At 70.0% G+C, this 11,938-nt stretch carries 6 protein-coding genes; 2 read left to right on the top strand and 4 right to left on the bottom strand.

Going from position 1 to position 11,938, the window contains the following annotated elements:
- Window positions 1–186 precede the first annotated feature (186 nt).
- The 4 genes from OG734_RS00375 to OG734_RS00360 all read right to left on the bottom strand — a co-directional run bounded on the left by OG734_RS00375 (window position 187) and on the right by OG734_RS00360 (window position 4,965).
- Window positions 187–1,212 (bottom strand): ABC transporter permease subunit, encoded by a 1,026-nt coding sequence (locus OG734_RS00375; protein WP_330285440.1) that lies wholly within the window; start codon window positions 1,210–1,212, stop codon window positions 187–189.
- Complete coding sequence (locus OG734_RS00370; RefSeq protein ID WP_330293517.1) at window positions 1,209–2,093, bottom strand: ABC transporter ATP-binding protein; 885 nt, start codon at window positions 2,091–2,093, stop codon at window positions 1,209–1,211. Before OG734_RS00370 ends, OG734_RS00375 begins: the two co-directional genes overlap by 4 nt.
- 71 nt (window positions 2,094–2,164) lie before the next feature.
- Window positions 2,165–4,126 carry an ABC transporter ATP-binding protein gene (locus OG734_RS00365; protein ID WP_330285439.1) on the bottom strand — a complete coding sequence of 654 codons (1,962 nt, stop codon included), beginning with the start codon at window positions 4,124–4,126 and terminating at the stop codon, window positions 2,165–2,167.
- Between the two features lie 11 nt (window positions 4,127–4,137).
- Window positions 4,138–4,965: an alpha/beta fold hydrolase gene (locus tag OG734_RS00360; RefSeq protein ID WP_330285438.1), complete on the bottom strand. Its 828-nt coding sequence runs from the start codon at window positions 4,963–4,965 to the stop codon at window positions 4,138–4,140.
- Window positions 4,966–5,302: 337 nt separating this feature from the next.
- On the opposite strand from OG734_RS00360, the gene OG734_RS00355 reads away from it, so the two are divergent.
- Together OG734_RS00355 and OG734_RS00350 are read left to right on the top strand one after the other, a co-directional pair.
- Window positions 5,303–5,575, top strand: coding sequence for an acyl carrier protein (locus OG734_RS00355; RefSeq protein WP_330285437.1), 273 nt, complete (start codon window positions 5,303–5,305; stop codon window positions 5,573–5,575).
- Between the two features lie 23 nt (window positions 5,576–5,598).
- Window positions 5,599–11,934: an amino acid adenylation domain-containing protein gene (locus OG734_RS00350; protein ID WP_330285436.1), complete on the top strand. Its 6,336-nt coding sequence runs from the start codon at window positions 5,599–5,601 to the stop codon at window positions 11,932–11,934.
- The last annotated feature ends 4 nt before the right edge of the window (window positions 11,935–11,938 follow it).

Raw genomic sequence — 11,938 nt, 5'->3', positions numbered from 1 at the left:
TCCCGGAACCCACCCGATGAGTAATGCGCTGGTGACTCTGTTTCAGAGTTTCACAGGTGCCGAAGGCTCTGAAGACTGGACGATTTTCCTCGGGTGGACAGCCGAGAATTGCGTGCCCGTAAAAAGGAAAAGGGCGCCGCCGGGAAATTCCCGGCGGCGCCTGTGAGGCGCCGGGTGAGGCGGGGGTCAACTCACCCGGCGCCGGATCCGCCACACGCCGAAAGCGGTGAGGACCCCGCTGAGCACCAGATAGATCGCGGTCTCCAGCCACTGGAACGCCCAGTAGCGGCTGCTGGGGTGGTAGAGGACGTCGACATGCAGGTTCAGCTTGGAGAGGCACACCGCCGTGTCGCCGAACGTGCCGCCCGCCCCGCTCTTGGGCGGGCTGTCGAGGCAGCCGTTGAACTTGGCGCTGCTGAGGGTCTTGCCGTCCGCGGTGCGCAAGGGGCTCGTCTCGGCGATCCACGCGTCGGGCGCGTCCGGGATCTTCACCCCGCCGATGACGGAGCCACCGCCGAGGCTGCCGAGGTTCTGCGCCTGGTTGATGGCCTCGACCGTCATCGACAACCTGGCCTTATCCGGCGACATGAGGCTGGGCCGCACCACGTTGGGGAAGAAGAACTGGAAGGCGAGGAAGACGACGAGCGTCACGGCCATCGCCGGCAGGGTGCGGCGCAACAGGAGCCCGACGACCGTCCCGAAGGTGAAGGCAACCGCGGCGTAACCGATCGGGGCGATGTTGCGCGCTCCGAACACGAAGGCGTCGAACTGCTCCTTGACCACCTCGTCGAAGGGGCGGGCCGCCCAGGTCAACAGAGCCGCGGCCGCGCCGGTCACGAGCACGGCGGCCAGGCCCACGAGCAGGACCTTGCCGATGAGCCAGCGCGGTCGGGTGACGCTCTGGTTCCACACCATCCGGTGGGTGCCGTTCTCGAGTTCGCGGGCGATCAGGGGAGCGCCCCAGAAGGTGCCGATGAGCGCGGGGATCAGGGCGAGCCCGGTCGCCAGGAACAGCAGGGTGTTCTGGTAGGCGCTGCGGAACTGGCTCTTCGCCTGCGCGCAGTCGGCCAAACTCTCGCAGTTGGCCCGGTAGACGTCGTAGGCGTCGCGGATCTCCGAGCCGAGGTACCCCAGGTACACGGCGATGACGGCCAGCGCGCAGGCGGCGAACAACGCCTGGACGCGGAACTGACGCCAGCTCAGCCACATCATCGTGCGGCCCCCCAAGCTGCGGCCTCGGCCCGGGCGGCGGGTACGGCGGCTCTGGTCATGTAGGCGAGGACGAGTTCCTCCAGCGTGATGGACTCTGCCTGGTAGGGCAGCGCCTCGGGTGCGGTGGTGGTGCGGACGACCGCGCTGCTGTGCTTGCCGCTGTGCTCGATGGAGATCACCTCGACCCCGGTGGGCGGACGGTCGAACTCGCCGCGGGGCACGACCAGTCGGGCGTGCTCGGCCAGCAGGTCCCGGGTGTCGCCGGCGACCTGTACCCGCGAGTCGCACAGCACGATGATGTAGTCACATACCTGTTCGACGTCACCGAGAAGGTGCGAGGAGAGCACGGCGCTGGCGCCGAGCTCCAGGACGAACTCCATCAGGTTGTGCAGGAACCCCTTGCGGGCCAGGGGGTCCAGGGCCGCGGCCGGCTCGTCGAAGATCAGCAGCTCGGGACGTTTGGCCGCCGCGATGGTCAGCGCCAGCTGCGCTCGCTGACCACCCGAGAGCTGCCCCGCCTTCTGCGCGGGGTTCAGCCCCACCTGGCTGATGCGCCGCTCGGCCAGGACCGGGTCCCAGTTCGGATTCATCTTCGCGCCGAGCTTGATGTGCTCGGCCACGGTGAACGAGCCGTACACCGGCGTGTTCTGCGCGACGAACCCCACCCGGGCCAGATGCGACGCGCTGGCCGCCGGACGGGCCCCCAGCACGGTCAGGGACCCGGACGTCGGCTCGGTCAGCCCGCAGGCCAGGTGTAGCAGAGTCGATTTACCCGCCCCGTTCGGGCCGACCAGGCCGATGACACGGCCGGCGGGAACGGTGAGGTTCACGTCGCTCAGGGCCAGCTTGCCGCGGCGACCGTATTTCTTCGTCAAGCCCACTGCGTGAAGCGCGGGAGGAGAGTCTGCGTGTGGCATGTCCTCATCCTTGAATACCGCGTGCTTTTCCAGCATCAGTCCAAAGCACGGTTCCCGTTGCCGGCGGCCGTACTTTCGGCCGGTTCGCCATGGCCCTGCTGGTGGGCGAACTGCGTGCGGTACAGCTCGGCGTAGAGCCCGCCGCTGGTGAGCAGTTGGTCGTGGGTGCCGCGTTCCTGGATGCGCCCCTCGTCGATGACGAGGATCTGGTCGGCGTCCTGGATGGTGGACAGCCGGTGCGCGATGACCAGTGAGGTACGGCCGGTCAGGGCGGTCTTGAGCGCCCGCTGGATGGCCAGTTCGGACTCGGAGTCCAGGTGCGCGGTCGCCTCGTCCAGGACGACGATCGGCGGCGACTTGAGCAGGAGTCTGGCGATGGCCAGCCGCTGCTTCTCCCCGCCGGACAACCGGTAGCCGCGGTCACCGACGACCGTGTCGAGACCGTCGGGCAGCTGGGAGATCGTCGGCCAGATCCGCGCCGCGTCGCACGCCTCGACGACCTCGCGTTCGGTGGCGTCCGGACGCGCGTACATCAGGTTGGCCCGGATCGTGTCGTGGAACAGGTGCGCGTCCTGTGTGACGACGCCGACCGTGCTCTGCAAGGAGTCGAGGGTCAGTTGACGGACGTCGTGGCCGCCGATCCGCACCGTTCCGGACGTGGCGTCGTAGAGCCGCGGCACCAGATGGGTGATGGTGGTCTTGCCCGCACCGGACGGCCCGACCAACGCGGTGAGCCGCCCGGCCGGGGCGTGGAAGCTCACGTCGTTCAGGACCAGCGCGCTCGGGCCGTGTTCGGTCTTGCGCAGCGGCAGCAACTCCAGGGAGGGCAGGGACACTTCCTCGGCGTTGGGGTAACGGAAGGCCACGCTGTCGAACTCGACGTGGGGCGCCGTGGCGTGCCCGTTCCCGTTCACCGAAGCCCGGTCCGGCAGCGCGCGGGCGCCGGGCCGCTCGGTGATGAGCGGTTCGAGGTCCAGCACTTCGAAGACGCGGTCGAAGCTGACCAGCGCGGTCATGACGTCGCTCTGGATGTTCGTCAGCTGGTTGATGGGGCTGTACAGCATCAGCAGCAGCGCGACCATGGCCACCAGCGTGCCGATCTGCAACTGGCCCTCGATGACGAACCAGCCGCCGAAGCCGTAGACCAGGGCGGTGGTGATCGTGGTGAGCAGGCTGACGAGAATGAACAGCAGACGTGCGTGGACGTCCATCGAGATGGCGATGTCGCGGACGAGACTCGCCTTCTTGGCGAACTCGGCGGACTCCTGCTCGGGGCGGCCGTAGAGCTTGACGAGCATCGCGCCGGAGATGTTGAACCGCTCGGTCATCATCGAGCCCAGCTCGGCGTCGTTCTGCATGCCGCTGCGGGCCAGCCGCTCCATCCGCCGGGCGATGACCTTCCCCGGGATGAAGAACAGCGGGATCATGACCAGCGCCACCACGGTGATCGGCCACGACAGATAGAGCATCGCGCCGAGCACCAGGATCAGGGTCAGCACGGTCGACAGCGACTGCGACAGCAGCGTTGTCAGGGCATGCTCCGCGCCGACGATGTCGGTGTTGATCCGGCTGACCAGCGACCCGGTCTGTGTGCGGGTGAAGAACGCCACCGGCTGACGCTGAATGTGCGTGAACACCTTGGTGCGCAGGTCGAATATGAGCCCCTGGCCGACACGGCCGGAGAACCAGGCCTGCAGGTAGATCGCCACCACGTTCAACAGGGCGAGGCCCGCGATGAGCCCGGCGAGACCGAACACGACCGATGCCTCGCCGGGGACGATGCCGTCGTCGACGATCATCTTGAGCATCAGCGGGATCGACACCATGATCACCGAGTCGACGATCGTCGCCAGCATCACGATGGCCAGTGACCGGCGGTGGCGCATGGCGTAGGGAATGATGCGCTTGAACGTGCCGGGCTTGACCGGCTGAGGTTCCACCAACCCCTCGACGCGCAATCCGATCGTGCCCATGGTCGGGTCGTGTCCTGGGGTCACGGAGACTCTCCTCAGTGATTGTCGAGAAATTCGATGATCGCCGCGTTGAGCACGTCGGGCCGTTCGAGATACCCGAGGTGCCCGCAGCCGGAGATCTCGACGAGATCGCAGCCGGGGATGGCCTCGGCGACCTCCGTTCCCAGGTGCGGCGGAGTGATGAGGTCATCGGCGAAGGTGACGACCCGACAGGGGGCGGTCACCCGGCGCAGCGCCGGGCGGCGGTCGCCGGCGATGTCGGCCCATGCGTGCCGGGCCTGCGCCGCCCCGCCCCCGGACAACTCGAAGATGTCCAACCAGGTGGTCACGGCGGAGTCGTCATTGAGCGTCGCCGGCGAGAACATCCTGAACACCGTCGAGGCTGCCTCGTACCCGGCAGGCAGTCGCACCCCGCTCTCCACCAGAGCCGTCTCCGCCCGGGTCTGGGCCCGCCGCGCGGCGTCCGCACGGGCCCGGGTGGCCACGAGCACCGCGCACCGCACGAGCTCCGGATGGCCGATCGCCAACTCCTGCGCGATCATCGCCCCCAGCGAAGTGCCGACGATCCGGCACGGCGCCAGGTCCAGCGCCTCGATCAGGCCTCTGGTGTCGGCGGTCATGTCCAGGAGTGAGTACTTGCCGGGAGGTGCGTCGGAGGGCGGAATGCCGCGGTGGTCGAAGACGACCGTGGAATAGCCCGCCGCATGCAGCGCCGGTGTCTGATGCATCGTCCAGGCATGGCCGGCCGAGCCCGATCCCATGATCATGAGCACCGGCTCGCCCTGCCCGGAACACTCGTAGGCCAGCCGGATCCCGCCCGCAGTGACGAAGCGCGTGGTGTGTCGGCCCGCAACGTAGCCCATGCCGGATCTCCCTCCTCCTCCTCCTCGTCGTCGCAAGGCAGCGCGAATCCGCGGCCGTACCGGGTCCTGGGGCGGCTCACTATCGCACGCGGCCACGGAGGCGGCGCAGTGTGTGCGAGATGCCCGCCTGGACGCCTCCCGCGCCCCGTCCAACTGCGGTGATGCCGTCAGTTGGACAGGAGTCGATGGCGTCCAAGTACGCCTGGGCGACGGTTGATCCGCTGTGTGAGGCTGAGTCATATTGGGCCGCCGTGAGCCCCTGACGCTCATCCACGTCCCCGCGCAGTTTCCGCATCGGCCGCCTGGCTCACCCGCCGGGCCCAGGGAGGGACCCCTCTTGTCTGCTTCCGACCTTCCAACAACCCGGCCGACACCCGAGAAGATCCGCTCCTGGCTGGTCGAACGCGTCGCGTACTACGCCCAGTTGCCCGCCGAGGAGATCGACGCCGACGTCCCCCTGGCGCACTACGGGCTGGACTCGGTGTACGCCTTCGCCCTCTGCGGAGACATCGAGGACAGCCTCGGTGTCGTCGTCGAGCCCGTCCTGCTCTGGGACGTCGACACCATCACCGCGCTCACCGCCCATCTCGCCGAACCGACATCCGACTGAGGGGCCATCAGAGGGGGAGGACGATGCCTCGACAGGACCTTCGGGACCTGATGTCCGGCCAACTGGGCATCTGGTACGCCCAGCAGCTCGAACCGCAGAGCTCCGTGTACAACATCGCCGAGTACGTGGAGATCCGCGGTGACGTGGACGTCGAGCTACTCGTGTCGGCGCTGCGGTACGCCCTGGACGAGGCCGAAACCTATCGGCTGCGGTTCCGGCTGGAAGGCGGGGCGCCCGGACAGTACGTCGACGACTTGCTGGAGCACCCCGTCCACGTCGCCGACCTCAGCGCCGAGGACGACCCGCGCGCGGCGGCCGAGACGTGGATGTCGGCCGACATGGATCGCCCGGTGGACATCCTCGCCGGCCCCCTCTGCGCGCACGCCGTGTTCCGACTCGGGCCGGACCACGTCGTCTGGTACCAGCGCGCCCACCACATCGTCCTCGACGGGACCAGCCTCTCGACGTTCGCCGCCCGCGTGGCCGACGTCTACACGGCACTCGCGGCCGGACGGCAGCCCACGGACGGCGCACTGAAGCCGCTGTCCGTGCTGCTGAACGCGGACAGCTCCTATCTCCGGTCCGCGGAATACGAGCGTGACCAGCGGTTCTGGCGCGAAACGCTGGCGGACCCGCCAAACTTGGGCGGTGCGGGAGAAAGACAGGCCCGGCACCTGCCCAGGCGGCCCATGCTGCATGTGCACACGAGCGATGCGGCCGAAGCCGCCGAACTGAGAGCAGCCGCACGCCGGTTGCGCATCAGCCTCGCAGGGCTGGCCCTCTCGGCCGCTGCCCTGTACCGACAGCGCTCCACCGGCGCGCGGGACGTCGTCCTCGGCGTCCCCGTCACCGGGCGCACCACCAGGGGGGAACTCGGTGTCCCTGGCATGACCTCCAACGTGGTGCCGCTCCGGCTGGCCGTCGACAGGGGCATCACCGTCGCCGAACTCCTGCGGCGGACCTCGAGCGCGGTGTTCGATTGCCTGCGTCACCAGCGTTACCCGTACGGGAACATCCTCGCCGACCAAGGACTCGTCGGCCGCAGCTCGCTGCGCGACCTGAGCGTCAACCTGATGTTCCTGCACCGGCCACTGCGGTTCGCGGACGCCCCCGCTACCCGGACCGGCCTGTCGAGCGGCCCGATCGACGATGTCACGATCGACGTGTACGACCAGGCGGGCGGTGGCCTCCAGACGATCGTGCAGACCAACCCCGACCTGCACGCCCCGGAGTCGGGAGCCGGTGTCTCCCGGCGGTTCCGTGCGGTGCTCCGCCGACTGGCCGAGGCACCGGCCGACAAGTTCGTCGACCGGATCGACGCCCTGGACGAGGACCAGCGGCGACACGTGCTCGTGACCTGGAACCGCACCGAGACCGGCGCGAGCGATCAGACCGTCCTGAGCCTCTTCGAGGCGCACGCCGCCCGTGACCCGGACGCGGTGGCGGTGGTGTGCGGCACGTCGGGGATCACCTACCGGGAGCTGGACGCGCGGGCCGCACGGCTGGCCCGGCTGCTGCGCGGGTACGGCATCGGCCGCGAGTCGGTGGTCGCGCTGTGCCTGCCACGCGGCCCGCAGCTGCTGACGGCGATTCTGGCGGCCTGGAAGGCCGGAGCGGCGTATCTGCCGATGGACCCCGAACATCCTGCCGAGCGGGCGCGGCACACCCTCACAGAGAGCCGGGCGGCCGTGCTGGTCGCCACGGGCGAGACCCTCGACGACCTGCGCGTGGGCGATATCGCGGTCATCGACCCGGACGGCCCGGAAACGACCGCCGCCGGGGCCCAAGAGCCGCAGACACCGTCCCCGGCCCTGCTGCCCGACCAACTGGCCTACGTGATGTTCACCTCGGGATCGACCGGCGTCCCGAAAGGGGTCGCGGTCACACACAGGGGCCTGGCCAACTACGCGATGTGGGCGGCCGAGTTCTTCCGGATTCGCCCCGGGGACCGCTCGCCCCTGCACTCCTCGATGGCCTTCGACCTGGCGCTGACCGGCGTACTGGTGCCGCTGATGTGCGGCGGCACCGTGGAGATCAGCCCCGAGGGCGGCGCGGAAGGACTGGCTGCGCTGATGCGAGCACGCGCCGGTGACAGGTTCGGCCTGGTCAAGATGGTGCCAGGACACCTGCCGCTGCTCGCCGAGATGCTCACGGCCGACGAGCAGGCCTCGGCGGCGCGGCGGCTGGTGGTCGGCGGTGAGGCACTACCCGGGGCCCACGTACGGGCCTGGCGGGACAACGCGCCGGACACGGTGGTGGTCAACCACTACGGGCCGACCGAGACGGTGGTCGGCTGCTGTGTGTTCGAGATCGCCGCCGGGCAACCAGTGGGCGACCAGGTGCCGATCGGACGACCCATCGCCAACACTCGCCTGTACGCGCTGGACGACGCGCTCAATCCGGTACCCGTCGGCGTGCTGGGGGAGCTGTATGTCGCCGGCGCCGGACTGGCCCGTGGCTACGCACGACGCGCCGGACTGACCTCGGAACGATTCGTGGCCTGCCCGTTCGGGCCGGCCGGACAGCGGATGTACCGCACCGGCGATCTGGTGCGGTGGACCGCCCAGGGGCAGCTCGAGTTCGCCGGCCGGGTCGACGACCAGGTCAAGATCAGCGGATACCGGGTCGAGCCCGCGGAGATCGAGGCCGCCATCGCCCGGCACCCGACGGTGGCCAGGGTGGCGGTGGTGCCCCGGACGCAACCCGGCGGCCCTCAGCGGCTGGTGGCCTATGTGGTCCCCACCCGAGGAACGGACGTCGACGCGCGGGAACTGCGCGCTTTCACCGCACGTGCCCTGCCGGCGCACATGGTGCCCGCGACGGTGAGGGCACTGGAGACCATGCCCCTCACGGCGAACGGGAAGGTCGACCGGCGCGCGCTCCCGGCACCCGACTTCGTCACCTCCGACCGCGCGCCGCGCACCCCGCGGAAGACGATCCTGTGCGGGCTGTTCGCCGAGGTACTGGGCCTGGCACGGGTGGGCGTCGACGACGACTTCTTCGCCCTTGGCGGGCACTCGCTGCCGGCCACCCGGCTCATCAGCCGCATCCGGGCCACCCTGGGCGCCGAGGTGCCGATGAAGGCACTGTTCGCAGCGCCCACGGTGTCGGCCCTGGACGCCTGGCTGGACGAAGGAGGCCCAGTACGGCCGGCCGTGCGGCCGTCGCCGCGCCCGGACCCCCTGCCCCTCTCCCCGGCACAGCGCCGCCTGTGGTTCCTGCACTACACGGAGGGCCCGTCGGCGACCTACAACGTTCCACTGGCACTGCGGATCACCGGGCATCTGGACCGGACAGCACTCCAGGCGGCGCTGGGCGATGTGGTGGGCCGGCACCAGGTCCTGCGTACCGTCTTCCCGGACGTGGACGGGGTGCCCCACCAGCGGGTCCTCACTCCGGAAGAGGCCCGTCCACGGCTGGAGACGTCGCGGGGGAGCGGGCCCGGGCGACTGGAGGCCGCCGCGCGGTACGCCTTCGACCTCAGCCGAGAGCTGCCGCTGCGGGCCGAAGTGCTGACTGAGGGGCCGCAGGAACACGTGCTGGTGCTGGTCGTGCACCACATCGCGGGCGACGCCTGGTCGATGGGCCCGCTGGCGCGTGACCTGGCCACCGCCTACGCCGCCCGCAGCCAGGGCAGGGCACCGCACTGGCCGGACCTGCCGGTGCAGTACGCGGACTACACCCTGTGGCAGCGTCGGCTGCTGGGAGAGGAGAGCGACCCGGACAGCCTGCTCGGACGCCAGATCCGCTACTGGCAGGATCAGCTGGCCGATCTGCCGGTACGGCTGGAGCTGCCGGCCGACCGGCCGCGTCCGGCGGTGGCGTCCCACCACGGCGCCCTGCTGCCGTTCCGTCTGGAGCCGTCCCTGCACCAGGCGCTGACGCGACTCGCCCAGGAGCGGGGGGCCACCCTGTTCATGGTGTTGCACGCCGCCGTTGCGGCACTGCTGACCCGGCTGGGCGCCGGCACCGACATCCCGCTGGGCGCCCCGATCGCCGGGCGCACCGACGAGGCCCTCGACGACCTCGCCGGCTGCTTCGTCAACACGCTGGTCCTGCGGGCCGACACCTCCGGGAACCCGGCCTTCACCGACCTCCTCCAGCAGGTCCGCGGGACCGACCTGGCCGCCTACGAGCACCAGGACGTTCCCTTCGAACACCTGGTGGAGGTGATCAACCCCGAACGCTCCCCGGCACACCACCCCCTGTTCCAGGTCAGCCTCAGCCTTCAGAACGTCTCACCCCGGGCCTTCGAACTCCCCGGCCTCGACACCCGGCTGGAGCCGGTCGGCACCGGCACCGCCCGCTTCGATCTGATGATCAACCTCACCGACAGCCACTCCCCGAGCGGGGCACCGGCCGGCGTGGAAGGAATGGTCGAGTACGCGACAGACCTCTTGGACGCCGGTACGGTCCAGACCCTCCTGGACCGGCTCGTCCGCCTGCTGGAGCAGGTGGCCGACGACCCCGGCCGGCACCTGAACGACCTGGATCTGCTGACCGCCGACGAGCGGCACCGGTTGTCGGCCCAAGTCGACACCCCTGCCGCCGAGATACCCGAAGCGACGCTGCCGGAGCTGTTCGAGGCGCAGGTGGCGAGGACACCGCAGGCGGTCGCCGTCTCGATGGGTGACGTGGCCTTGTCGTATGCGGAGTTGGAAGCCCGTGCTGATCGGCTGGCGCGTGGTCTGGCCGGGCGGGGAGTGGGCCCGGAGTCGGTCGTCGGTGTGTTCATGGCGCGGTCGGTCGATGTGGTGGTGGCGATGGTGGCGGTGGGGAAGGCGGGTGGTGCGTATCTGCCGCTGGACCCGGACTATCCGGCCGAGCGGGTCGCGTTCGTGCTGGCGGACGCGGGTGCGAGGTGTGTCGTCACGACGGCGGAGTACGCGTCGAGCCTGCCGGAGGGCGTGACGGCCGTCGTGGTCGACGGCGCGGAGATCGAGTCGACGACCGGCTTGGACCGGCTTGCTCCGTTGCTGCCGTCCCACCCGGCGTATGTGATCTACACGTCGGGCTCCACCGGACGGCCCAAGGGTGTGCTGGTGCCGCACCGGAACGTGGTGGCGTTGTTCGCCGCTGCCCGGGAGGTGCTGGACTTCGGTGCGGGTGATGTGTGGAGCTGGTTCCACTCGCTGGCTTTCGACTTCTCCGTTTGGGAGTTGTGGGGTGCGTTGCTGCATGGCGGGCGGGTGGTGGTGGTGCCGTTCGAGGTGTCGCGGTCGCCGGGGGAGTTCGCGGAGCTGTTGGAGCGCGAGCGGGTGACGGTGCTGAGTCAGACGCCTTCGGCGTTCTACCAGCTGATGGAGGCTCAGTCGCACCGTGCCGGTGCGCTGCACGACCTGCGGGTGGTGGTGTTCGGCGGTGAGGCGCTGGAGCCGGCGCGGCTGGCCGGCTGGTGGGAGCGGTTGGGCGGGGCCGGGCCCCGGCTGGTGAACATGTACGGCATCACCGAGACCACGGTGCATGTCACGCACCACGATCTCGGGCCGGACGAGAGCACGGACGGCAGTGTGATCGGGCGGGGTCTGCCGGGGCTGTCGGTGTATGTGCTGGATGAGTGGCTGCGGCCGGTCCCGGTGGGCGTGACCGGTGAGTTGTATGTGGCCGGGGCGCAGGTCGCGCGGGGCTACATGGGCCGCCCGGGGCTGACCGGTGAGCGGTTCGTCGGGTGTCCGTTCGGTGTGGCGGGGGGCCGGATGTACCGGTCGGGTGACCGGGCCCGGTGGGCTGCGGACGGTCGGCTGGTGTTCGCGGGGCGTGCGGATGAGCAGGTGAAGATCCGTGGGTTCCGGATCGAGCCGGGTGAGGTGTCGGCCGTGCTGGCGGCGCACCCGGACGTGGTCCAGGCCGCGGTGATCGCGCGCGACGACGCCCTGGGCGGAACGCGGTTGATCGGCTACGTCGTGCCCGCCGACGGCTGCGACGGTGTCCTGGACGCGGTGCGCGGGTTCGCGGTGGAGCGGTTGCCGTCGTACATGGTGCCCTCGGCGTTCGTGGAGCTCGAGACCCTGCCCTTGACGGTCAACGGCAAGCTGGACCGCAGGGCGCTGCCGGAGCCGGACCACGCCGGCGCGGGTGCCGGACGCGCCCCGGTCACGGCTCAGGAAGAGCTGCTGTGCCAGGCGTTCGCCGAGGTGCTGGGGCTGCCGGTGGTCGGGGTCGACGACGACTTCTTCGCCCTCGGCGGGCACTCCCTGCTCGCGACCCGGCTCATCGCCCGCATCCGTGCCTCACTGCGTGAAGAACTGCCGATCGAGGAACTGTTCGCGACTCCTACACCGGCCGCACTCGCGGCCTGGCTCGCCGAGCACGGCGGCCGAACCAGGAGCACCAGGCCGGCGCTGCGCCCGATGCGCTGAAGGA

Source organism: Streptomyces sp. NBC_00576 (assembly GCF_036345175.1).
Lineage (GTDB): Bacteria > Actinomycetota > Actinomycetes > Streptomycetales > Streptomycetaceae > Streptomyces.
This window is presented reverse-complemented; position numbering and strand designations above follow the sequence as displayed.

Coding starts and splice junctions, on each gene's coding strand:
- OG734_RS00360 (WP_330285438.1), bottom strand. CDS start 4,965: ATGGGCTACGTTGCGGGCCGACACACCACGCGCTTCGTCACTGCGGGC.
- OG734_RS00375 (WP_330285440.1), bottom strand. CDS start 1,212: ATGATGTGGCTGAGCTGGCGTCAGTTCCGCGTCCAGGCGTTGTTCGCC.
- OG734_RS00350 (WP_330285436.1), top strand. CDS start 5,599: ATGCCTCGACAGGACCTTCGGGACCTGATGTCCGGCCAACTGGGCATC.